General features: G+C 65.0%; 1 protein-coding gene (cut by a window edge). It reads right to left on the bottom strand.

What is annotated here, in order from left to right:
• A protein-coding gene (locus ACN9MZ_RS28210) for a LysM peptidoglycan-binding domain-containing protein (RefSeq protein ID WP_426340093.1) crosses the window boundary here: on the bottom strand, positions 1–26,771 show its 3' portion. The gene runs 6,136 nt beyond the window's last position; the window shows 26,771 of its 32,907 coding nt (coding positions 6,137–32,907); the start codon falls outside the window, past its right edge — the gene reads right to left on this strand; its stop codon occupies positions 1–3.

The raw sequence follows: 26,771 nt of genomic DNA on the forward strand, positions 1-26,771 counted from the left end.
TTACGGCTGTTTGCCGTAGCCTGGATAGAAAATAGTGTTATCCATGTCGCCAGGACCCCAGAAGATACGTGTCGGCGCCGGCTTGGCATCCGGATTAGTCCCAAGTTCCCTGAAGTAGCGGGTGTTGAGAGTATTCATGTCTTGCTGGGACGGCCATTGCTGACTTGGCGTTTCGTTTGGATGCACGTGACCGACCAAGCGCGCGTCTCGTGGGACAGGACTGGTCCAAGCATCGCCACTATACAGCTTCTTAACCAGCTTGCCATCGATGCGTTCCGTTGTCATCGAGAACTCCACTTTGCGACCACCCAGGGTGCCGAGCTTGAATACATCGCCATAACGAATTGTTCGATCCGTAATAATCACCCCTTCAGAACCAGGTAACGCCCCAGAAGAGAACAAGTCGGCCATCGAGCTATGGGTGCCCAAACCGGGTGTACGTTCGAAGTTCATGGCAGAAGTGCCGCCCGCTTGGGCAACCTGGTCGGGCGCCGTAGGTGCCCGATGCGTCTCCAGACGGTCCGCAATCGCTCGATCAATCGCAGCGCTCGCGTGAACTTCACGCTCCAGCATCGCGCTACGTACATTGACCGGGACAGGACCTAGCACTGAATGGCCAGGATACTCGGACCAAGTTTTTTCTTGCTTCGAAGTATTGGTGCGATCACCTAGGCCCATCATGTTTTCTTTGAGATTGAGAACCTCCAGAATCGACTTTGGCGGAAGCTCTGCCAAACCAGGTCGCTGCATAATGTTATCGAAAGCCACAATGTGGTCCGCCTGGAATCGCTTGACCGGGTAATTGTAGACAGGATCGAACTTCGGTTCCGAACCCGTATTGACGTAATCACGTGCTGCCTTGTTTGGGGTACGAGCACGGTAATACTCGTATTCTTCCGCAGTGAAGCCTGTTTTGATCGGACCAACGAATGCGTCATCGCGGCCTTGAGCAAGAAGATCCATTTTCCGCGGGCTCTCAACTGAAACCCGCGATGGTACGTCCACCGGCAACTCGCGTGTGCCGACGACCTTCAAGTTCTTGTCGCCCATGAACTGTACCTGGCTTCCCCCACCCGGAGAGTCGGCCATTGGGCCCACAGTACCGTCACGCACATGATGCGGTGCAGTCGATTCGTAGGTCAGTTCAATCGAAACATCAGACTTGAATTCTGGTCGAATCGCCAGTTCATTGCGTGCGTAACTTTGGCTCGGGATCGGATCTCGCGTTGCCCAGTTCCCTGCGGCAGGTTTACCTCGCGCCCAAGCTTCTGCCTGCCCCTGGCTGACCACCTGGCGATACTGAGTTCCGGCAGGATCGATCCGCTCGACCACCTCCGTGTCCTTCATCCACGCCTGCTGCATACCCGCCGCTTCCATCTCGGCGTTTACTTCATTGGCCGTAGTGCGGCGTACAACTTCAACCTCTGGCTTGGACACACGGACCGGCACGGCAACCGGTTCAGCACTAGGCGCGACATGGGCCTGCGTTGCCACCGCTTGGCGCATTGGCAACGCACCTAGCAGATCATCGGCCGACACGCGGTTCGGCGTCACGGCGCCAGGTGCCTGGCTGTCGCTTGTGCGACCTGGCAGCACCAGCTCCGCTTCCGCAGCGCGGCCGACACGGACTTCCGGCGTGACATCACCGTGCGTACTGCGCGGTGCCGGGCCTTCCGGCATATGCACGCCGCGGCGGCCGCCGATGATGGCGCCCAGCGCATTGAAGGCGGCACTGCTTGCAAAGTCGTTGGCGGTCAGCTCGTTCTTGGCCGCCATGGCGCTAACGTCAACCGCCAAGCCAGCCACAGCCTGCATTTTATCGCCGGAGATCGCTTTTAGCGCCGAGCCAACGCGGCCTTCACTTTGCATCACACGGGCGACGGCCTGTTCGGCACGGCCAATGGCACCGCCTAACGGAGCCCCCATTTGCGCCGCCTTGCCCACCGCAGCTGTATTCAACGCGCCGCCAATTGTCATGGCCGCCAGATCGATCCCGACGCTAGCCATGGCACTCTCGGTCGAGGCGCCGTGTTCGATCTTGACGCTGGCGGAGTTGATCGACTGCAGGCCGCCAAACACCAGGCCCGCGCCACCGGCCGGCATCGTGGCAACAGTAACTGCGATGCCGCCGACCATATGGACGCCCTTGGCGTAATCATCCTGGCGAATCGGCTGGAACCGCTCGTCGTTGCGCAGGTCGGTCGCGGCACCGAAGATGTTGTCGGCCGTTTCCGTGTTGCCGGTAATGGCAACCACGCCGCCGACGGCGATCATCGCGCCGCTGGCTGCACCGTTGACCGCAGTGCGCACGCCCTGGCCAAACAGATGCGCGGTCGACTGCACGGCTTCCAACTTCTCGAACTTCTCGATCTTCTCGTGGCGGTATTCGCTGTCGACCGTCATGCGGGCGCCACCCAGCGCCAGGTCGGCACCGGTATCGAGCACCTTGGTCGCGGTGTACAGTGCCGCTCCCACCACTGGCGAGTACCACTTGTTGCCGGTGCCGACATCGTCGATGTATTCGTAGACCTGCTTCATCTTCTGGTCTTTGAATTCGCTCACGTCTTTCGCCAGCTCCGCGGTGATGCTCGGCGAGCGCTCCGCCCGGTCGGCGAAGTTGGTCAAGTCGGCCGAGATATTCAGGCCGGTCTGCGCGTCGAAGTACTGGGCCGCATTGGCTGCCTGGCGGCTCAGGTAAGTGATGCTGGCATCTGCCCCTTGCTGCACCGCGATCAGGCCTTTGTCGATTGCCTTCGGCACGAACTGGGACATCAGGGCGCTCTGGTCCGCACCGGCACTCGCCAACAGGTTGTCACGCAGCTTCATCAGCGATGCGGACGTCTGGTCAGTACCAGGCTTGTTGCCGCTGAAACCGTCAATCAGGTCGCCGCTGACCTTGGCCGAGCGGCCTGCCAGATCGACCACATTGGCGGCAACCACTTTGCCGGTATCGGACGCGAGCTTGACGCCGTCCTTGACTGCCTTGTTCGGGTCGGCGCTGATCATCAGCACGGTGCCCTTGACGTTATAGGCAACGTCGTAGGCATTGTCCTTGAAGTCAGCCACGGCGCGGCCCAGCCAGCTGGTGGCCTGGTCTCGCTCACGGGCGATCTCCGCCCGTTTTGCCTGCTGGGCCGCGATGTTGGCGTCAACCTCGGAGTAATCGGCGTTCGATGCCCCGGCATGGCTGCGCTGCTGCGCGGCCGCCTGCTGTTTCGCGGTAGCCTCAGCCTGGGCTGTCTGCTGCGCTTGCTGCGCCTTCGCAGTCTCCTTCTGGCGCTGCTCCGCCAGGATCTGGGCCTGGACGCGGATTGCGCTTTCGCCGGCAATCAGCTGGCCCCCGACCTTGTCGAACTGCTTGCGCATGTCCTTGTCGCTAAACAGCGCCTCCGCCACGTCGGACGCCATCATCAGGGTGTCCTTGCCTTCTTTCAGCTCCCAGGCCTGCTTGCCCTTGGACGCATTCAGGATGGTGTCGAGACCGTAGCCGGCACGGGTGTTTTCCTTGCCATACGCGTCGCCCGCGATGCCCAGGGCCGTGTCGCCGCGCACGATCTTCTGGACGTTGAACAGGTCTTCACGTCCGAACGCGTCCTTGCCCCAGGCGTTGGCCGCCTCGGCAATCTGGGCGTTGGTCCAGTTCGGATGTTCCTGGCGCAAGGAAATCGATTTGGCCAATGCTTCGCGGCTCATCTGGTTCACGTCGACGTCGCGCGCTGCTGCCACGCTTTCCGTACCAAGCCCTTGCGCCGGCTGCTGCTCGGCCCCCGGGACGACAGAGAAGTCCTGTGTGCCCAGCATGCCCGGCATGCCGGCTCCCGGTTTCAGGTAATCGCCCAGGGTCGGCATACCCAGCATGCGATTCAGCTTGTCTTCCTCGGACACAGGAACAGCGAATGGGTCTTTGGCCGGCTTCGGTGCAAAGGCCTTACGGATTTCTTCAGCCTTATCTGCTTTCGCCTTCACAAGCTTGTCGAACGCGGCTGCCGTCCCCTCCTTGATGGTAGTCTGGTAAGCGCGCGCTGCCGCACCGCCGCCTGCGGTGGCCGCTGCGCGCGTATCGCGGCCTGCCCACTGCGCGAACGCGCTGCCAAGGCCGGAACCGACGGCGCTGACGATGCTGTCCAGGATATTGCTGCTGTTGAAGCCCTGACCGTTGAACACGGTTTCCAGGGCTTTGGTGCCGACCGGAGGCGAGATTTCGGCGACAGGGACTTCCCAAGGCAACTTGATATCGGTACCGGCGATGGTGCCGTCCTTGTTGACCATAGATCGCGCGCCAGAGAACTGGCCCTCCGCCGCAACCTCTTCGGCATTGATGCCCACCGCAGCAAACGCACTGCGCGACATCTGGCCGACGATGCTGCCCACCGCGCCGCCAATGGCGCCGGCCAGCGGATCCTGATGGCGCAGCCTTGCCAGGCCGGCGCCAACGACGGACTCGGCCAGGACGTTGGCCATGCCTGTGCCCCACTTTTCATTGACCTTCGAATTGATGTAGTTGCCCACCTCGGTAATCGCCACCGAACGCCAGTCAACCTTGCCAGTCTCAACCAGCTGGCTGGTCACGCTGGAGGTTACCGAACGCGCGGTCTTCGTCAGGAACTCGTTCATCGCCTTGTCGCCGGTGATGTCGACGCCCTTCAGCAGATCGCCGACCGCCGAGCTGGCGGCCGCTGCGACGCCGGATGCTGCCACGGCGCGCCAGTTGAAGTTCTTCTGCTGGCCGAAGGCGATGCTGATGCCCTGCGTTGCCACGTTCGATGCCATTGCCGTCAGGCCGGTATTGATCGCGGTGGACGGAGTCAGGTTGAACACACCGGTGCCGCCGATGCCGGCTGCCACGCCGGAGCCGATGGCGCTCATGGCTACGCTCTTCCAGCTGAAGTGTTCCTGGATGCCAACGGCCATGCCAACGCCCTGGCTGACGATGGAGCCGATGGCGCCACCGATCATGGCTGCGCCCATGCCAAGCATGCCGGCGCTGCCGCCCAGCACGGCCAGGCCGGCTGACCAGGCCGTCATACCGGCGGCGGCGGTAGCGCCGGTTGCCGTGGTGACGGTGGCCCCCATCAGGCCTGCTGCCGCACCCGCGGTGTAGATCGTCACCACGATGGCGACGATGATCACCAGGATCTGCAGGAAGCCGCCGCACTTCTTGCCTTTCGGCGGCGGCGACTTCAGGTTCGGCAGCTTGCTGCCGACGATTTCGTTCTCGTTGTAGGTCTTGTGGGTCTGCGAGTTGATCAGCTCGGACTTGCCGTTGGACGGCACCACCAGCACCTGGCCAGCCTTCAGCTCCTCGGTGCCGGACAGGCCGTTGGCCTCGGCCAGCACATACCACTGGCTCGGATTGCCCCACAGGGTGTTGGCAATGCCCTGCAGCGTTTCGCCGCCCTTGACGGTGTAGCTGGAGGTCGTGCCGCCCGGGAAGTCCTTGCCGTAGTTCTCGAACAGTGCGTAGTTCTTGGTATCGATCGCGGTGTAAGCGCCGCCCTGGATCGCGGTGCCGGTCTCGGCCACCGGATTGCCCTGGGCGTACACGTAGTCGATGCGGTCGCGCGCGCCGTCCTTGCCGTTGTCGTGCCACTTGGCGACGATGTGATCGTCGTTGTCGTAGGCATAACGGGAGATCTCGTCACGGTCCTGGCCATCGCCGCGGCCCTGGTTCATCATCACCAGCTTGTCGTTGGCGTTGTAGGTGAAGGTCGCGTTGCCGCTGGCGTCGCCGAAGGCGCGGATCGACCGCTCGCGGCCATCGCCGTAGTAGTCGTAGGTGTACTGGTAAGTCTTGGTCGACTTCGGCGTCACCGTGCGCATGGTGGTCTTGCTGACCTTGCCCGCCGCGTTGTACTGCTGCGAGATTTCCTGGCTTTCGCTCTCGGTCTTGACCCAGCCGGCCGGGCTGTAGCCCTTGTGGATGGCTTCCGCTGCGCTCATGCGGCGCAGGTCGAACAGGTGGCCGGTGATCGGCAACGCGTTCGGATCGAAGTCGAGCTTCTTCAGCGTGTTGGTGTTGCTGGTCAGGTTGCCGTTCGACTGGTCATAGGTCTTGGTCGCAGTGGACCAGGTCACGCCATCGCGCTTCTCGATGAACAGGGTGTTGTTGCCTGCAACGTCGTATTGCCAGATCAGCTCTTCGTCGCGCGACAGCTGCAGGGTACGTCCGCTCAGGGTCGCAAAGGCATCGGCATCGAAATCGACAATACCGTTGTCCTGCGCGATCTTGGCCCAGCGGTTCGCATCGCGGTACTGGACGATGGCGATCGCCTGCAGTGCCTCGCGTACGGTCACGCTAGTGTAGACCGGGTGGCCCATGTCGTCTTCGTGATCGGTGAAGCGCAGGTCGCTTTCGCTCACGGCGTAGAAATCGGGCTGCTTGACGCTGAGCGCCGTGGCCGGACGGTTATGGTCGTCGTAGGTGTAGGTGGTCACCACACCGCCAGCCGTGTAGGTGCTGCGGCGGCCTGCGGCGTCGTAGGTGTAATGGCCTACCACGGCGTTGCTGTTGCGCAGCGCGATGACGCGGCCCGCACCGTCGAAGTCGGTGCCATGGTCGACGCCGGTACCGCCGCCATTGCCTTGCACCCGTACCTGGTTGCCCACTTCGTCGTAGCTGATGGTTTCTTCCAGGCCGGTGACGCTGTCCTTCCAGTACGTCATGCGGCCCAGTTCATCGAAGCGGTAAGCCAGCATGCGGTTATGGGTGGCGCCTTCGAAGTCGACCACGCCGGTGGTCTCCTCTTTCACGCGCTGGCCCATGATGTCGTAGCCGTAAGTGGTGCGCACGCCGGTGGCCAGGTCGAGGATCTCGACCAGGTGGCCGGCCTCGTCGTAGGCGCGGCGGATATTCTTGCCGCTAACGCTGGTCTGCGAAGTTTCGCGGCCGAAGTCGTCGTAGGTGTAGCTGGTGACGCGGCCGTCTTCGTCGATGGCGCGGCGCAGCTGGGCAAAGCCGCCGAACTGGCTTTGCTTGGTCTTGCCGTTGCCGTCGGTTTCCGCAATCAGGTTGCCGAACACGTCGTAGCTGCGGTAGCTGGTGGTCGCGACGTCCACGGAGCTGCCGTTGACGCGGCGCCATTGGGTCACGGACTGCACGCGGCCCAGGCCGTCGTAACGCATCTCGATGCGGTGGCCGGACGGGTTGTTCAAGTCGTACGAGGCGGTGCGGTTGCCGCGGCCGTCGTAGCCGAACTGGTTGAAGCCCTGGCGCACCACGCGGCCCTGCGCGTCGTAGATGATAGGCGTGGTCTGGCCCACCCCGTCCGTCATGGATGTGATGCGGCCCAGTGCGTCGTAGCCGTACTTGGTCACCACGCCGCCGCCGTCGGTCTGCTCGACGCGGTTGCCATGGCTGTCATAGCGCGACGTGCTGGTGAAGCCGCGTTCATCGGTGACCGCAATTTCGCGGCCCAGGTTGTCGTAGCTGAAGGACTTGCTGTGGCCCAGAGCGTCGGTCTGGCGCAGCAGGGCGCCCTGCACGTCGTATTCGCGGGTGCTGGTAATGCCTGCCGCATCGGTGCGCGACACCAGGTTGTTCAGGAAGTCGTAGCTGGAACGGGTGACCGGACGGCGTGCACTGCCTTCGCCGGACACCACGAAGGCGGCATCCCACTTGGTCAGCTCGTTGCCGCGCAAGTCGTACTGCGCGTACGACACAGTGCCGTTGACATTGCCCTTCTTGCCCAGGGTGTGGGTGGCAAGCGCATGGCCGGCGGCATCGACGTCGTACTCGCGCCAGATGCCATCGTTCTCGGTCGAGGCGATCTTGGCATTGAGCGCGTTGTAGCGCGTTTCGCTGAAGTAGCCGCTGTCGCTGGCCACTGCATCGAGCGCGCCGCCGGCCAGGCCGGTTTCCTCGCTGGCCAGCTGCATGCCCTGCAGGAAGTCGGCATTGCTCAATGGGCCGACGTAGGTGCCGGCAGTCATGGTGGCGCCGCTGATGCTGCCGCCGTCTTCGCCCGCCAGGACGATGTAGGACTCGCCGCTATGCAGGGTGTTGGCGTCATCCGCCGCGCGGTTCCAGTCGACGATCACTTCGCGGCCTTGCGCGTCCAGGTACCAGACCTTGTAGTCCAGCGACTTGGCCGGCAGCGGAATCTTCGCCACGGTGTGGTTGTACTGGCCGTTGCCCAGGTCCTGCATCAACTCGTCGTTGTCGAAGGCCACGCCGTTGCCGCTGCCGGTGCTGCGCCACGACAGGTGCAGGCCGCCCGTCACCAGCGCTGCTTCGCTCGGATGCAGCGTGGTGTTGAAGGCCAGGTTGTAGCCGCGTTGTTCCCAATGGCTGGTGTCCTTGCCTTGCGCGTCGGCCGAGACCACCCATTCCTTCCATTGGCTGGAGGTGGTGGAGGTGGTGTGGCTGGCCAGTACGCGGTTGGCGTAGTAGACCGCGGTGGCGCCGCTTGGGCTGCCGCTGGTATGCACCAGCATGCGGCCTGCGTAGCGCTCCGCCACGACCGGCTGGCCCTGTACGATGACCAGCTGGTCGGTGCCGGCCGCCGGCGCCTCCCAGGTGGAGGCGTTGTACTGGCTGGACTTGCCCGCTTCGCCGGTTGGAGTGTAGACCAGGTGCTCGAGCACGACCTCGCGGCCGTCGGCGGTAATGCCGGTGATCTCGATCTCGTAGGCCTGGCCCACGGCCAGCGGCGCATCGGCGCCAATGGCCATCGCGCCGTTGGTGGAACCGTTCTGCGAGAACGGACGGTCGCTGCCCTGCACGCGCCACTTGGCCACGTACAGGTTGAACGCCAGGCCGCCGCCGTTGACGGACAGGCCCATGTTCAGCATCACGCCGCCCGGCTGCACGGATTCGTTCAGCGAAGTGCTGGTGCCCACGCGCTGGCCCGGCGCCTGGAAGGATTTCTCCCCGGTGCTGAACTGCACGCCGGCGGCATCCTGCCATTGCAGGCGGAAGCCCAGCTGGCCAGGGTCGCCGTTGACCGGCAAAGTGGTTTCGTAATAGCCGTCGCCAGCCAGCACCATCGGGCTGGCCGTGTTGGCGCCGCCATGCGGGCCGTAGAACAGGGTCGGCGACTGGCTGCCGGCGCCGAACTTGACGCGCACGCGCATGGTGTTGGCATCAGGACGGCTGACCTGCACGTCGTCCACGGCAGGCGGCATCACCACCTTGCTCTCGCCGGTGTACACGCGGTTGCCCGCCACGTCCTGCGTGACGACGCGGTAGTACAGCGTCGTGCCCGCTGCCGGGCGTGGCAGCGCGGCGTGGCCGGAGCCCGCCTGCAGGTTGGTGCTGGTCTCGGTGCGGTTGGCGTAGCTGGCCGCATCGGCGTGCGAGACGGTGTCCCACACCACGTAGGACGCCATGCCGCTGGCGCCGGTGTTGTAGTCCAGCGCCAGGTCGTTGCCATCGACGCTGAGCTTGATGTCGCTGGCCGGAATCGCCTGGTTCTTCATTTCGCCGGTGTAGCGGAACACCACGTTGCCGGCGGCATCGTAGAACTGGCGGCTGCCGCTGCCGTCCGGCTGCTGCACCTGCACGGTGCGGCCCATGCCGTCGAAGGCGCTCTTGACGACGAAGCCGTCCTGGTCCTGCACCCAGCTGCGGTTGCCCACTGCATCGTACTGGTAGCTGCGGCGGGTATAGCCGTTGTAGCCCACGGTCAGCGTGTCGCCGGTGGCGCTGATCGAGACGCCGCCCAGGGCGTCGTCCTGGGTCGCCAGGCGGCCGCGCGCATCGTAGGAATACAGCGAAGCCTGGTCGGCCGGGTCGCTGGAGACCACGCCCAGCAGGGCGCTGTAGCTGTTGGCCAGGGCGCCGGCGTTGACGCCGTCCGCCACGGGGCGTGCGAAGTGCACGCTGCGCGTCATGCGGCCCTGGGCGTCGTAGTTGAACAGCGACAGGCCGCGATGGCTGTCGATGCTGCCGATCATGCGGTTGCGGCTGTCGTAGTAATAGTACTCGACCGCCTGCTGCGCCGTGCCGGCTGCCATGGTCTTGGCCAGCACATTGCCGGCCTTGTCATAGGTGTAGCTGGTCACGCGCGCCTGCAGCGACACGGTGTTGGTGGCCGGGTCGGTCACTTCCACGGCCGGATCGCGCTGTTCGAGCAGGCGGTTGGCCAGGTCGTACTTGTAGCTGGTCACGGCCACCTTGCCGGCCGGCGCCGCCGGGACGCTGGCGGCGCTCAGGCCCGCCGTCGCCAGCGGCGTGGCGTAGACGCGCTTCTGCAGCACGTTGCCGCTCTTGTCGTAGTCGAACTGGGTCAGGTAGCCCATGGAATCGACTTGCGCCGTCAGGCGGCCCAGCGCGTCGCGGTAGCTGAAGGTGTGGCCGCCGTCGATGCCGTCGTTCTGCACCAGGTTGCCCCACACGTCGTAGGCGTTATGTTCTTCCGGCGTCACCATGGCCGTGTTCACGGTCGGGTCGTTGCCAGCCGTGTTGGACAGGCTGCCCAGGCTGACCTGCGGGTAGACGGTGCGCAGTACGCGGCCGTTGATGTCGTGCTCGTACTTGTAGAGGCGCACCTCCCCTGCCGGCGCGGCCGGACGCTGCGCCGGATCGTGGGCGGCGGCGGCCAGGCGCGTCATGTACAGGCGCTCGGCAACCTGGTTGCCGAAGCCGTCGTACTCGAATTCATGCAGCACGTTGTCGCCGTCGATCTGCGCCACCATGCGGCCCTTGGCGTCGTAATAGCTGGTGGTTGGCAGGCCATTGGCATCGGTCAGCTGTACCACATTGCCCAGCGAGTCGTAGCGCACGGTGGACTGTGCGGTGCCGAAGCTGCTGCCGTTGGCGATGGAGAACTGCTGGGTCGCCGCCACGGTTGCCGTGATGCGGCGGTTGTTGCGGTCATAGGCGTAGGTCTTGAGGCCTTCCTTGCCCGATTCGGTGGCCACGTTGCCGGCCGCGTCGTAGGTATAGGACTGCACGACCCCGCCCATGCCGTCGCGCACGAAGGCCAGGCGGCCATTGCCGTTGTACTCGTAGCTGCTGCGGCGGCCTTCGCCGTCGGTGGTCTCGATCACGTTGCCCAGGTCGTCGTACTTGCTGGACTGGGACACGCGCAGGCCGTTCGGGTCGAACACGGTGCTGGTGCGGCGGTTGTCCAGGTCGTAGTTGTAATTGGTCACGCGCACCGGTTCGCCGGCATAGGCCAGCGACTGCTGCACCTGGTTGCCCACGACGTCGTAGGCATAGGTGGTCACGCCGCCGTCGAAGCCGGCCTGGCGCAGCAGGCGGTTGCCCTTGTCGTAGGCGTAGTCGGTGGTGCGCGCCGAAGCAGTGCCGGCATGCTCCACCTGCTGCAGGCGGTTGCCCGCGGCGTCCAGCACATAGCTGGTGCGGAAACCGTCCGGCGTGGCCAGCAGGGTCTGGCGGTTCGCCAGGTCGTACTCGGCCAGCTGCACGCGGTCCATCGCGTTGGCCGCCACGGCCGGCGGCTGGGCCGGATCGAGGGCGCCGTGCCAGGCGTTGGCGAACTGGGTCACCGCCAGGCGGTTGCCCGCGAGGTCGTAGGTGATCTTGCTCAGGTAGCCCATGGCGTCGACCGTGGCCACCAGGCGGTTGCCCTGGTCGTACCAGTTGGTGGTGACGTTGCCCAGGCCATCCTTGGCGCTGATGCGGTTGCCCACCTTGTCATAGGTGTACTCGGTGCGGTTGCCTTCGCCATCAATGAGGGCCGTTTCGCGGCCGTCCAGGTCGAACTCATGGCGCACGCCGGCGCCGCCGGCGCTGGTGGCGGCTTCGTTGCCCGCTGCATCGTAGGTATGGCTGGTGGTGACGCCGCCTTCCGTTTCGCTGATGACGCGGCCGTTGCCGTCGTAGGCATACAGCTTGGTGGTCGCGGCGCCGAAGCGGTTTTCGTGGGTTTCCTGGGTTGGCTTGTCCAACTGGGCGCTGCCGTACTCGTAGGTCACCACGGCGCCTTCCGGCGATTCGGTGCGGCGCAGGCGGCCTTCGGAATCGTAGCTGTACAGCGTGGTGCGCGCGGCAGCAGTGCCGGCGCCCACCGTGACAGCGCGGCGGTTGCCGAAATGGTCGTAGACCGTGGTGGTCACCATGCCCATGGCGTCGGTCGCTGCCACCACGCGGTTCAGCGCGTCGTAGGCCAGCTTGACTTCGGCCGGACGGGCATGTGCCGCCAGCGCTGCGTCGTAGCCGGCATCGCCAGGCTGCAGCAGGTATTGGCCGCTGACGGCGGCAATGCGGTTGCCGAACAGGTCGTAGCTGGCCGTGGCGGTATAGCCCAACTGGTCGGTGCTGGACACCAGGCGGCCCATGATGTCGTACTGGCTGCGGGTGCTGCGCGCGTCGCTGCCATCGGCACGCGACAGCGTGCTGGAAGTCAGCTTGCCGTCGATGTTCCAGGCCTGGGTGGTCAGCGCACCGGTCGCGTCGAGCGCGGTCAGCAGGCGATCCTTGATGTCGAAGGTTTGCACGGTGCTGCGGCCTTCGGCGTCGGTGATGCGCACGCGGTTGCCGTAGCCGTCCAGCTGGTAGCTGGTGGTGAAGCCCATCGGGTCGGTGACGCTGGTCAGGCGGCCGTCCAGGTCGTAGGCATAGCGCGTATGGCGCTCGCTGCCGGCGACACCGGCCGCTTCCACGGTCTCCACCAGGTTGCCGGCGCCGTCGTAGCGGAACTGCGTGACGTTGCCGCTGCCGTCGGTGCTGCTGTCGACGCGCTTGTCCGCATCGTAGTGGTACTGCGTGCTGTGCGACTGGCCCGCGTTGCTGGTGGTGACCCTGGTGCGGTTGCCGAAGGCATCGTACTCCATGGTGGTCGACTGGTCGCGGAAGCCGTCGTTGTAGGTCCTGGTCAACTGACGGTTGCCGTCATAGGAGAAGTACCTGGTCCGCGCCTGGGTGTGATCGTCGGACACGGTGCTTTCCACCACCAGGTTGCCGACCGCATCATAGCCACGCTCGGTGCGTTGGCCCAATGGGTTGGTTTCGAACTGCAGGCGGTGCAAGGAGTCGTACTCGTAGCGCGTGACGCGCACGTTTGGCGTGCCGGCGCCTTCGCTGGCGCTCAGCAGGTTGCCCATGCTGTCGTAGGTGAACTCGGTGCGCTTGCCAATCGCATCGGTTTCGGACGTCTTGCGGCCCAGCAGGTCGTAGCTGTAGCTGGTGGCGCGCTCGTTCGCCGTCCCGGCGAATTCCGCCACCTGGACGCGGTGGCCCAGCAGGTCATAGGCGAAACTGGTCACGCTGCCATCGACGCCAGTGCTGGACAGCATGCGGCCCATGATGTCGAAGGAAGCGGACGTGGTGCGGCCCGCGTCGCCCGCCGCCGCTTGCGGCAACGCGCCGTTGGCCGGCAGCGCGACGGCCTGGCCGTAACGGGTCGAGGACACCACATTGCCGGCCGCGTCGTAACGCTGCGTGCTCAGTTGGCCGGCGGCGCTGCGCTCGGCTACCTGCCGGTTCAGCGCATCGTAGTAATAGCTGGTCTTGGCCGTGGTGCCGGCCAGGTCGATCTGCTGCTGCTGCTCCAGCACGTTGCCGACCGCGTCATTGACGAAATCGGTGCGCCAGCCGTTGCCGTCCACCGTCGACACCACGCGGTTGGCCGCGTCGTAGGCGCTGGTGGTGGTGAAGCCGCCGCGCGCCACGCTGATCTGGTTGCCGACCGCGTCGTAGCCGTAGCTGGTGGCGAAACCATTGGCGTCGGTGTGTTCCACCAGGCGGCCGTCGGCATCGTAGCGGTACTGGTTGTGCTTGCCGAGTTCATCCGACTTGTCGGTCAGGTTGCCCGCGGCGTCATAAGTGTAATTGACGGACTGGGTCCAGATCACGTACTCGCGCTTCAGGCGGTTGGCGTAATCGTATTCATAGTTGCGTTCCAGGCCGAGCGCATCGGTCTTCTTGCTGACATTGCCGACCTCGTCGAATTCATAGCGCGTGGTGCCGCCGAGCGCGTCGGTCTCGCTGGTACGGCGGTTGTTTTCGTCGTAGGTCCAGCTGGTCTTCACAGCCAGCGCGGTGCCGGCGCCGAGCACGCGCTCGGTCTCGTTGCCCACCGCATCGTAGGCATGGGTGGTGCGCACGCCGTCGGCGTCCTTCTGCAGCACCAGGCGGCGGTTGCCATCGTATTCGAAGACGGTGGTGGCGCCGGCGGTGCTGGTGGCGGTCAGGCGATTGCCCACGGCATCGTAGCTGAAGCTGGTCTTCTGGCCCAGCGCGTCGGTCTGCTGCAGCAGGTCGCCGCGCGCATTGTAGGCGTAGCCGGTACGGCGGCCCAGCGCGTCGACCGTGGCGGTGCGGCGTCCCAGCACATCGTACTCGTAGCTGGTGGCCTGGCCCAGGGCGTTGGTGCTGGACAGCTGGCGGCGCAGGCCGTCAAAGCTGGCGGTGCTGGTATGGCCGTTGGCATCGGTGACCGCGATCTGGTTGCCGACTGCGTCGTAGCCGTAGCTGGTGACGTTGGACAGCGGATCGGTGCTGGTGGCCAGGCGGTTCAGCGCGTCGTAGCTGTAGTTCCAGGTACCGATGCCGTCCGCGTGCGTCAGCGTGTTGCCGACCTTGTCATAGGTCCAGCGCTGGGAGAAGCCGCTGCTATCCTGCTGGGTGAGGCGGCTGAGGCCGTCATAGTAGTAGTAGGTGGTGAAGCCGCGCGCGTTCCTCATGGTGGCGCGGTTGCCCAGCTTGTCGTACGTGAACCAGGTGGTGTGGCCCAGGGCATCGGTGACGCTTGCCACGCGGTTGTCGGCGTCGTAGGCGTAGCTGGTGGTGTGGCCGTTGGCATCGGTCACGCCGACGCGGTTGCCCACGCCGTCGTAGCTGAAGCGGGTCACGTTGCCCAGTGCGTCGGTGCTGCTGTCCTGGCGGTTCAGCGCATCGTAGCTGGCCAGCGTTGCGAAGCCGGCCGCGTCGACCGTGCGCAGGCGGTTGCCGTTCTGGTCGTACTCGTAGCGGGTCACGCCGCCCATCACGTCGGTCGTGCTCAGCAGGCGGTTGTCGGCGTCATAGGTATGGCTGGTGGCGTTGCCGGCAGCATCGGTTTCCTTGACCAGGTTGCCCAGCGCATCGTATGCGTAGCTGCGCTTGCCGCCCAGTGCATCGGTCTCGCCCACGACACGGCCCAGGCCGTCGTAGCTGTAGCGCGTGACGTTGCCGTTGGCGTCGGTCTGGCTGGTCACGTGGCCCAGGGCATCGTACGCGAAGCGGGTCACGCCGCCCAGCGCGTCGGTGACGCTGGTCTGGCGGCGCAGCGCGTCGTAGCTGTAGCTGGTCGTGTTGCCGTTGGCGTCGGTGCGGCTGAGGCGGTTGCCCACCGCGTCCACCGTATAGCTTTCCTCGTTGCCGAGAACGTCCTTGGTGCGCACCAGCGCGCCGGCCTGGTTATAGTAGTAGCTCGTGTACTTCTGGTTGGCATCGCGGACTTGGCTCAGGTTGCCCACACCGTCGTAACTCGTTTCGGTGTAGTTGCCCAGCGCGTCGATGACACTGACGCGGCGGTTCAACTTGTCGTAGCCATACTTGGTCGTGTTGCCGCGGGCATCCTGGACGCTGGTGCAACTGCCGTTGGCGTCGTAGCCGTACCTGGTCACATTGCCCAGGGCGTCGGTCTTGGTGCTGACGCGGTTGTCGGCATCGTAGGCCAGCGTCGTCACGTTGCCGCGGGCATCGGTGATGGCGACACGGTTGCCGGCCACATCGTACGCGTACGACACAGCAGCGCCCATGGCGTCGGTCTGCTTGACGAGGCGGTTGTCGCCGTCGTAGGCGAACAAGGTGCGGCCGCCGGCGGCATCCTGCGCCGCCAGGCGGTTGCCGACCGCATCGTACTCGTGGCTGGTCTCGCCGCCCAGGGCATTGGTTTCCTTCAGCAGGCGGCCCAGCAGGTCGTAGCTCCAGCGCGTGCTGAAGCCCAGCGCGTCGGTGCTGCTGGTTTCGTGGCCGGCGGCATCGTAGACGTGGGTGGTCACGCCGCCCATGGCGTCGGTCTCCTTCAGCAGGCGGCCGGCGGCATCGTAGCTGTACTCGGTGCGCGCGCCGTTGGCGTCGACCATGGCGGTGCGGTTGCCCAGGATGTCGTACTCGTAGGTGGTGACATTGCCCAGCGCGTCGGTCTTGCTGATGACGCGATTGCCTTTGTCGTAGGCATAGGTGCAAGGGTTGCCATTGCCGTCGCGGACGACGATCCGGTTGCCGAAGGCATCGAGCTCATAGGACTGCTGGCGCTCGTTGCCTTCGCGGAAGTCGGTCTCGACCAGGCGGCGGTCGGCGTCGACGCTCTGGCCGAAGTAGGAGCCGGTGCCGTCGTACGTATAGCGGCGGTCGCCATTCTTGTCGTAGGCGTGCTGGATCTTGTTGCCCAGCGCGTCGGTGACCATCAGCAGGCGGTGCTCGCCGTCGTACTGGTAGGTCGTGGCATTGCCCAGGGCATCGGTGACCTTGACCAGGTTGCCGACCGCGTCGTATTCGCTGCGCTGGACGTTGCCTTCCGCGCTGCGGCTGAGCACCTCGCGGTTGTTGGCATCATACTCATAGCTGGTGGTGTGGCCGTTGGCGTCGGTGACGCTCAGGCGGTTGCCCACTGCGTCGTAGGTGGCGCTGCTGATGCCGCCCAGGGCATCGGTGGTGGACGTCACGCGGCCCAGGGCGTCGTAGGCGCTCCTGGTGACGCCGCCCAGCACGTCGGTCACGGCAACGCGCTGGCCCAGCACGTCATAGCTGTAGCTGCTGGTCTGGCCCAGCACGTCGGTTGAGGACAGCAGCAGGTGGCCTTCGTCATAGGTGTAGCTGACGGCATTGCCCTGTGCATTGACTTCGCGCACCAGGTTGCCGACCGCGTCGTACTCGCGGGTGGAAATGCCGCCCAGGCTGTCGACGCTGCGCACCAGGCGGTTCAGCGCGTCGTATTCGTAGGCCGTGACCTGGTCGTGCGCATCGTCGGCCAGCGGCAGGTCGATGCGGAAGCTGTCGCGGTCGCCCCACCATGGGTCCGGCAGTTGGCCGTCGACCTTGTTGGCATAGCGGGTCTGGCGCACGATGTTGCCGTTTTCGTCGTATTCGTAGTGGGTCAGGTAGCCCAGCGCCGACACGCTGTCCGTCAGGCGGTTGTTGTCGTCGTAGAAGTAGCGCGTGGCGTTCTGCAGCGCGTCCGTGCGCATCAGCACGTTGCCGTTGCTGTCGCGCGTGAGATTGTCGCTCAGGCCATCGGTGCTGTCGTGCCCGCTCACCCGGCCGACCTGGTCAAACCAGGTGCTCTTCCAGTTGCCGAGGGCATCCGTGACACGGGACACCTGGTGGTGTTCGCGCACGTCGAACCTCGTGATATTGCCCAGCGCGTCGGTATGGCTGATGCGGTCATCGGCCGCATCGTAGGCATTGGTCGAGGTATGGCCGTTGGCGTCGGTCGTGCTGGTCAGGTTGCCGACCTTGTCGTAGCCGTAGGTGGTGGCGCCGCCCAGGGCATCGGTGGTCTTGACCAGGCGGTCCAGCACATCGTAGGCATAGGCGGTGCTGCTGCCGGCGCCGTCGGTGGTGCTGGTACGGTTGCCGTTGACGTCGTAGGCGTAGCGGGTCACCGTGCCGCGTGCATCGGTTTGCTCCACCAGGCGGTTATCGGCGTCGTACACGCTGGCCGTGGTGCGGCCCAGCGCATCGGTGGTGCCGGTGCGGTTGCCCTTAGCGTCATAGCGGTACTGCGTCACGCCGCCCAGGGCGTCGGTGCTGCTGACCAGGCGGTTCAGCAGGTCATAGGTGTAGCGCGTGGTATTGCCGCGCGCATCGGTCGAGGCGACCATGTTGCCGTTCGCGTCGTATTCGCTGCTGGTGGCAAAGCCCATCGGGTCGGTGCTGCCGATGCGGCGGTTCTCCTTGTCGTAGCTGTACGACGTCATGCGGCCGCGTGCATCCGTGACCATGGTGCGGTTGCCGGCGTCGTCGTAGCGGTATTCGACCCGCCTCCAGTCTTCGTTGCGGTAGCCGACCAGGCGGCCTGCCGCGTCATGGGCGTAGCCGCCGTCCTTGTTCTCGGCTTCGTCGTAGTTGCGATAGAGATTGGCCTGGTGGATTGCGTTATAGGTATAACGCTCGCGTTCCTCCCAGTAGTCCCAGTTGCCGTTGTCGCGCAGCAGCGTCGAGCGGGTCATGCGGTGCAGCGGATCGTATTCGTACTCGCGGACATGGCCGTTCGCATCTTCGACCCGGGTGCGGTTGCCGCCGGCGTCGTACTCGTAGCGCGTCTCGCCGCCCAGGGCATCGGTGGCCAGCAGCAGCTGGTTGATCGCATCGTAGGCATAGGTGGTCACCGCGCCGTTCGGGCGCGTGCGGCTCAGCTGGTTGCCGACGGCGTCATAGGTGAAGGTGGTGGCGGCACCCAGCGCGTCGGTGCTCGCTACCATGCGATACAGCTTGTCGTAGGCGTACTGGGTGATGCCGCCGGCTGCGTCGGTCTGGCTCAGCACATTGCCAACCGCGTCATAGGTGGACGAGGTGACGCCGCCCAGGGCGTCGGTGGTGCCGACCAGGCGGTTCAGTGCGTCCCAGCGCTGCAGCGTGGTCGCGCCGCGCGGATCGGTGGTGCTGACCAGGTTGGCATTGGCGTCGTAGGCATAGGTCGTGACATTGCCCAGCGCCGAAGTCTGGCTGATGCGGCGGTTCGCAGCATCGTAGGCGAAACTGGTCTCATTGCCGTCCGGGTCGATGGAAGCGGTCATGTTGCCGTTCGCATCGTATTCGTATTCGGTCGGCGGCAGGCCGCCATGCGATTCGCTCGCCACGCGGTCGCACGGGTCGAACGTGCGGTTGATGGTGAAGTGCAGCTCCATGTCGTCGACGCCGCCACCCTCTTCGCCGCCCCAGATCTGCTCGTAGTAGCGGTCTTCGAAGATGATGTTGCCCACGCCGTCGTAGCCGTAGTCGGTCACATGGCGCGGCCCGTAGTGCGGCTCCTCCCAATCACCGCCGTAGGACAGCGCGCCAGGAACCAGCATTGCCTCGCCGCCGGCCTTGGTCAGCGTCAGGGTTTCGCCCCAGCCAGGGGTATGCATCATGTGCTCTTCGCGTACCAGGCGGTCGTTGGCGTCGTAGTGATAGAAGGTCTCGTAGCCGAGCGGGTCGTCCTTCTCGATGCGGTTGCCGACTGCGTCGTAATAGTAGTAAGTCGTATTACGGTTGGCGTCGTATTCCCGGACCATCCGGTGCAGCGCATCGTAATGGAATTCCGATACGTTGCCGTTCTTGTCCTCCACGCTGATGCGGTTGCCCACTTCGTCGTAGGCGTAGGTTTCCTTGTTGCCCAGCGCGTCGACCAGCGTTGCGACGCGGTTCAGCGCATCGAAGTGGTATTCGGTGGCGTTGCCGTTCTTGTCGGTGATGCTGGTGCGGTTGCCGTTGGCGTCGTAGGTGAAGCTCTCGGTATGGCCCAGGGCGTCGGTGGTCGACAGCAGCTGGCTCAGCGCGTCGTAGCTGAACCTGGTCACATTGCCGTTGCGGTCCACCGTTTGCAGCATGTTGCCGGCCGCGTCGTAGCTGCTGGACACCGTATGGCCCAGCGGGTCGGTGGACAGCAGCAGGCGGTCGCTGGCATCGTATTCAAAGGTGGTGACGCCCCCGTTGCGGTCGGTGTAGCGAGTGCGGTTGCCGGCGGCGTCATACTCCACCTTGTCCGCATAGCCTTTCGGATCGGTGGTTTTCACCACGCGGTTGACGGCGTCGTACTCGTAGGTCGTGGTGTGGCCGTTGCCGTCGGTGCGCGCAATGCGGTTGCCTTCGGCGTCGAACTCGAGTTTGGTGGAGTAGCCCATCGGGTCTACCTTCTCCACCTGGCGGTTGACGGCGTCGTACAGGAACTGGGTGCGATGGCCGTTGGCGTCGATGCGCGCGGTCAGGTTGTAGACCGCGTCGTATTCCTGGCGCGTGTGGCCGTCCAGCGCGTCGATCGTGTCGACCAGGTTGTAGACTGCATCGTAGACATACCTGGTGGTGAATCCCAGCGCATCGGTGGTGCTGACGCGGTTGCCCACGGTGTCGTAGGCGTGGCTGGTCGCGTTGCCCAGCGCATCGACCTGCTTGACCATGCGGTTCAGCACATCGTAGTCGAAGCTGGTCTTGTTGCCGTTGCGGTCCGTGCTGCTGGTGCGGTTGCCCAGCACGTCGTAGGTGTAGCTCGCCTTGTTGCCCAGCGCATCGGTCTGCTCAACCAGGCGATTGTTCAGGTCATAGGCAAAGCTGGTCACGCTGCCGAGCTGGTTGGTGGCCGACGTCTTGTTGCCGACGGCATCCCAGGTGAAGGACTGGGTGGCGCCCATCGGGTCGGTCTGGCGCAGCAGCTGGCCCAGTGCATCGTACTCGTACTTGGTCACATGGCCGTTGCGGTCCGTGTTGCTCAGGCGGTTGCCCACCGCGTCGTAAGTGCTGCTGGACACGTTGCCCAGCGCATCGATGGTGCGCAGTTGGCGGTTGGCATCGTCGAACTCGTAGCGCGTGGTGTGGCCGTTGCGGTCGGTGTAGGCGATGCGGTTGCCGGCGGCGTCGTAGGTCGTGCTGTCGGCATTGCCGTTGCCATCGACGGTGCCAACCAGCTGGTTGACGGCGTCGTAGCTGTAGCGGGTTTCGTTGCCGTTGCCATCGACCAGCGAGGTGCGGTTGCCCACTGCGTCATACTGGTAGCTGGTGCTGTTGCCCAGTGCATCGGTGACCGTGGTCAGGCGGTACACCTTGTCGTAGTTGTAATTGGTGCTGTTCTGCTCCGCATCGACCATGGTGATGCGGTTGCCGACGCCGTCATACACATAGCGGGTCGATACCACGCGCTGGTAGGTCTGCTCGTAGCCCTGGTTCCAGTAGTGCTCGTCGAAGCGGTCGAAGATGGTCTTGACCAGGCGGTTCAGCTGGTCGAACTCGTATTCGGTAGCATGGCCCTTGGCATTGGTGCTGCGCACCAGGTTGCCGTTGGCGTCGTACTCGTGGGCGGTGGCGTTGCCCAGCGCGTCGGTGACGGTCACGACGCGGTTTTCCTCGTCGTAGGCATAGGCGGTGACGCCGCCATTGCGGTCGGTCACGGACAGGCGGTTGCCCACCGCGTCATAGGCGTAGCTTTCGGTCTTGCCCAGTGCATTGGTCACGGCGACCAGCTGGTCGTTGGCGTCGTAGGCGTAGGTGGTGGCCTTGCCATTGCGGTCGACCAAGGCAATGCGGTTGCCGACGGCGTCGTACTGGTATTGCTCCTTGCCGCCCAGCGCATTGCTGACGGACAGCAGGCGTCCGTCCGCATCGTAGGCGAAGCTGCTGGTGTGGCCGTTGCGGTCGGTCACCGCGATGCGGTTGCCGGCGTCATCGTAATCGTACTGCTCCGTCTTGCCCAGCGCGTCGGTCTCCGCAATCATGCGGCCGGCCGCGTCGTAGCTGTAGCTGGTCTGGTTGCCGTTGGCGTCGGTGACCGAAGTGCGGTTCACGCCGTCGTAGGCGTTGACGGTCTCCCCGCCCAGCGCGTCCTTGGTGACGGTGAGGCGGTTGATCTGGTCGTAGCTGTATTCGGTGCGGTTCTCGTTGCGGTCGATCATGGCGACGCGGTTGCCCACGCCGTCATATTCGAAGCGGGTCACCAGTTCTACCGTGTAAGGGTCCTGGTAGCCCGTGAAATGGCCGCTTCCGTAGCCGTAGCCGTAGCCGGGGTCGTCGGCGACGACGGCAGCGAAGCTGTTCATGAGGAACCGCGGCGGCTCTTCCGGTTCTCCCGGTTCTCCCGGTTCTCCCGGTTCTTCCGGTTCGGTCGGCGGCACAATGTCGGGATCGACCACCCACTTGATGTCGCCGGCGGCGCTGGTCACGCTGTTGCGGATCGCGATCAGGCGATCGTCGGCGTCGTATTCGAAGTAAGTGCTGTTGCCACGGCGGTCGGTCAACTGGATGCGGTTGCCCACGCCGTCGTAGGAATACACTTCCAGGTGGCCCAGCGCATCACGGCTGCCGATCAGGCGGTTGCCGGCGTCATAGCTGAACTGGCGGGTGTGGCCGTTGCGGTCGGTAGCCGACAGGCGATTGCCGACTGCGTCGTAGGCGTAGCTTTCCTGCTTGCCCAGCGCGTCGGTACGGCTGGCCACGCGGTTCAGTTTGTCGTAAGCCTGCTGCGTGGTGTGGCCGTTGCGGTCGACCGTGCTCAGCAAGTTGCCCATCGCATCGTAGGCATAGCTTTCCTGCTTGCCCAGGGCATCGGCCATCGTGATCTTGCGGTTGACGGCGTCGTACGCGAAGGTGGTGCGGGCGCCGTTCTTGTCGCTCCGGGCCAGCATATTGCCAACCGCGTCGTACTCGAACTGCTCGCGATGGCCCAGCGCATCTTTCGCTTCCAGCAGGCGGTCGGCAGCGTCGTAGCTGAAGGTGCTGCGGGCGCCGTTCTTGTCGGTGAAGGCCAAGCGGTTGCCGGCGCCATCGTACTCGAACAGCTCGGTGTAGCCGAGAGCGTCCTTGCTTTGCACCATGCGGTCGGCGGCGTCGAAGCTGTAGCTGGTGGCGTGGCCGTTCTTGTCAGTGAAGCCGATGCGGTTGCCGACGCCGTCATAGACGTAGGCTTCGGTGTAGCCCAGCGGATCGGTCAGCCCGGTCAGGCGGTTGTCCTTGTCGTAGACGTAGCTGGTGGTGTGGCCGTTGGCGTCGGTGGAGGAAACGCGATTGTCCACCTTGTCGTATTGCCAGCTGTTGCTGAAGCCCAGCGCATTCAGGCTGGACGTCATGCGGTTCTTGGCGTCGAAGCTGTAACGGGTCGTATTGCCGTTGGCATCCTTGAGGGCGACGCGGTTGCCGACATTGTCGTACTCGAAGGCGGTCACGCCGTCCAGGGCGTCGGTCACTTGCAACAGGCGGTTGTTGACGTCGTAGGCGCGGCGCGTGACGTTGCCGTTGGCGTCGGTCTGCGCCAGCAGGTTGCCGACAGCGTCATAGGCGTAATCAAAGCCGTTGTCCAGCGCATCCTGCTGGCGCACCAGGCGGTGTTCGGCATCGTACTTGCTGCGCTTGGTGTGACCATTGGCGTCGGTCACGGCAACCTGGTTGCCGACCGCGTCGTAGCTCATGGTGGTGGTGTTGCCCAGCGCATCGGTGCTGCTCACCATGCGGCCAGCCAGGTCGTAGGCGTAGCGGCGGGTATGGTCGTTGCCGTCGGTCTGTTCCAGCAGGCGGCCCACGGCGTCGTAGGCATAGCGGCTGGCATTGCCCATGGCGTCGGTCTTGACGACCAGGCGGTTGCCGGCGTCGTACTGCGACAGGGTGGCATGGCCATTGGCGTCGGTCAGGTTCACCACGTTGCCCACCGCGTCGTAGAAGCGGCGGGTTTCATAGCCCAGCGGGTCGGTCACCAGGGATACGCGGTTCAGCGCATCGTACGCGAAGGCGGTTACGCCGCCGTTGGCGTCAACGACCGAGGTGCGGTTGCCGACCTGGTCGTAGCCGTAGGCAGTGACGCCGTCCAGCGGATCGGTTACCGAGACCAGCTGGTTCAGCGCGTTGAACGCGCGCCTGGTGGCGTTGCCGTTGCGGTCGCGCTCGAGCAGCTGGTTGCCGACATTGTCGTACTCGAAGATGTTGGCGTTGCCCAAGGCGTCGGCATGCGCCACCAGGCGATTCAGCGCGTCGTATTCGAAGGTGTTGCCGTTGCCGTTGCGGTCCACGACCGACAGGCGGTTGCCGACGGCATCGTAGGTGTAGCTCTCAATGGCGCCCAGCGCGTCGGTGTGCTTCTGCAGGCGGTTGTTGGCGTCGTAGGCGAACTTGTTCTCGGCGCCGATGGCGTCGATGATCGAGACACGATTGCCCACGGCATCGTAGGCGAAGCGCGTTTCCGCGCCCAGCGCGTCGACCTGCACTACCAGGCGGTTGGCGGCGTCGTACTGCGCAGCGGTGCTGGCGCCGTTGGCGTCGGTGCTGCCAACCAGGTTGCCGGCCCCGTCGTAGCTATGGCGGGTCACGCCGCCCAGCGCGTCGGTCACGCGCACCACACGGTTGGCTGCGTCATATTCGCTGGCGGTGACGTTGCCGCGCGCATCGGTCACGCTCAGGCGATTGCCGGCGCGGTCGTAGGCATGGCGGGTCTTGCCGCCCAGGGCGTCGGTCACCTGCACCAGGCGGCCGTCGGCGTCATACTCGAAGGCGGTGGTGTTGCCGCGTGCGTCGATGACGCCGGTGCGGTTGCCCACATGGTCGTAGGCGAACCCGGTCTGCTTGCCCAGCGCATCGGTGGTGGCGGCCAGGCGGTTCAGCGCATCGTAGGCAAAGCTGGTGGTGTTGCCGTTGGCGTCGGTTGCGCTCAGGCGGTTGCCGACGGCGTCATAGCTGACACTGCTGTCGTGGCCCAGGGCATCGGTCTGCTTGACCATGCGGCTCAATGCGTCGTAATGGAAGCTCGTGACACGGCCCAGCGCATCGACCACCGAGGTGCGGTTGCCCAGCACGTCATAGGCGAAGGTGGTGGCGTTGCCCAGCGCGTCGGTCTGTTTCAACAGGCGGCGATTGGCGTCGTAGCTGAAGGCATTGGCATTGCCGTTGGCGTCGACCACGCGCACCTGGTTGCCGACGGCATCGTATTCGTGCTGCGTCATGTTGCCAAGCGCATCGGCCTGGCGCACCAGGCGATTGTTGGCGTCGTAAGCGGCGGTGCTGGTGTGGCCATTGCCGTCCGTGACGGCGACGCGGTTGCCGACCTTGTCGTAGCCATAGCTGCTCGTCTCGCCCAGCGCATTTTTCACCTGGACCAGGCGATTGGCGGCGTCGAAGGTGGACGCGACCATGTGGCCGTTGCCATCGGTCACGCCCACCTGGTTGCCGGCCGCATCGTAGGCATAGGCGGTTTCCACGCCCAGCGCGTCCTGCAGCGACACCAGGCGATTGGCCTGGTCGTAGGTGAAGCGGGTGGTATTGCCGTTGGCGTCGGTGTGCGCGATGCGATTGCCGGCAGCGTCGAAGGCGACCGCCGTCACGCCGCCCAGCGCATCGGTGATGCCGACCTGGCGCTGCAGCTTGTCATAGGCGAAGCGGGTCACGCGGCCCAAGGCGTCGGTGGTGCTGGTGCGGTTGCCGACCGCATCGTACGTGGCGCGCGTCATGCCGCCCAGGGCGTCGATGGCCGCTACCTGGCGGTGCAAGGCGTCGTATTCGAAGCGGGTTGGGTTGCCGGCGGCGTCGACGGCCTCCAGCAGGTTGCCGACCGCGTCGTAGCGCAGCTTGTCGGTCCCGCCCAGGGCGTCGATCGTTTCGACCACGCGGTGCAGCGCGTCGTATGCCGCGCGCACAGTGAAGCCGTTGGCGTCGGTGGTGGCGATGCGGTTGCCCACGGTGTCGTAGGCATAGCCGGTACGGTTGCCCAGCGGGTCGGCCTGGCCCACCATGCGGTCGGCCGCGTCGTACTCGTAGCGGGTGGCGTGGCCGTTGGCGTCGATGCTGGCGGTGCGGTTGCCCACCTTGTCGTACTCGAAGCTGCTGGTGTTGTCCAGCGCGTCGGTCACGCTTGCCACGCGGTTCAGCGCGTCGAAACCGAAGCGGGTGTCGTGTCCGTTGCCGTCAATCATGGCGACGCGGTTGCCGGCGCCATCGTAGACGAAGCGCACGGTATGTCCGAGGGCGTCACGCTGCTCATTGAGGCGGTTGGCGGCATCATAGGCAAAGCTGGTGCTGTTGCCGTTCTCGTCGACGGCCTGGATGCGGTTGCCGGCGGCGTCGTAGGCGAACGCTTTCTTGCCGCCCATGGCATCGGTCTGCGCTGCCAGGCGGCCTGCTGCGTCGTAGCTGAAGGAGGTGGTGCCGCCGGCGGCATCGGTAGTCGATACGCGCTGGCCGGCGGCATCATAGCTGTGGCGGGTGACGCCGCCCAGGGCGTCGGTGACGCTTTGCAGGCGGTCGGCCGCGTCGTAATCGAAGGCCGTGGCATTGCCCAGCGCGTCGGTGCTGTGGATACGGTTGCCGACAGCATCGTAGCTGTGCGTGGTGACCGCACCCAGCGCGTCGGTCTCGCTGACCAGGCGGTAAGCTGCGTCATACGCGGCGCGGCTGGTGGCGCCGTTGGCGTCGGTGGTGGCCAGGCGGTTGCCGACCTTGTCGTATTCGTAGCTGGTGGCGTTACCCAGCGCGTCGGTCTGTTTTACCAGGCGGTTTGCGAGGTCGTACAGGTAGCCGGTCGCATGGTCGTTGGCATCGATGCTGGCGATGCGGTTGCCCACCGCATCGTAGGCGAAGCGGGTCATGCCGCCCAGCGCATCGGTGCGTACGGCGAGGCGGCCGTTGGCGTCGTAGCTGAAGCGAGTGGCATTGCCGTTGCCGTCCGTGCTTTCCACCACGGCGCCTACGGCGTCATAGGCGAAGCTGGTCGAACGTCCAGTGGCGTCCGTCTGGCGCACCAGGCGGTTGTTGGCGTCGAACTCGAAGCCGGTTGCATGGCCGTTGGCATCGATCGCCGTCACACGGTTGCCGGCGTTGTCGTAATGGTATTCCGCCCTGTTGCCCAGCGCATCGGTCTCGGAAACCAGACGGTCGGCGGCGTCGTAGCCATAGCTGGTGACATGGCCGTTGGCGTTGACGGTGGCAATACGATTGCCGGCCTGGTCGTAACGGTGCTCCACACGGTTGCCCAAGGCATCCACGGTGGCGGCCAGGCGCCCGACGGTATCGTAGCTGAAGGAGACCGTATGGCCGTTGGCATCGGTGGTGGACAGGCGCTGGCCGACGGCGTCGTAGGCATGCGTGGTCCGGTGGCCCAGGGCATCGGTGCTGGACACCAGGCGGTTGACGGCGTCGTATGCAAACACCGTCTGGTTGCCGTTGGCGTCGGTCGTTGCCGTGCGGTTGCCAGCCGCATCGTAGCTGTAGGCGG

It is taken from the genome of Pseudoduganella sp. S-14 (genome assembly GCF_049913285.1).
GTDB lineage: Bacteria > Pseudomonadota > Gammaproteobacteria > Burkholderiales > Burkholderiaceae_D > Rugamonas.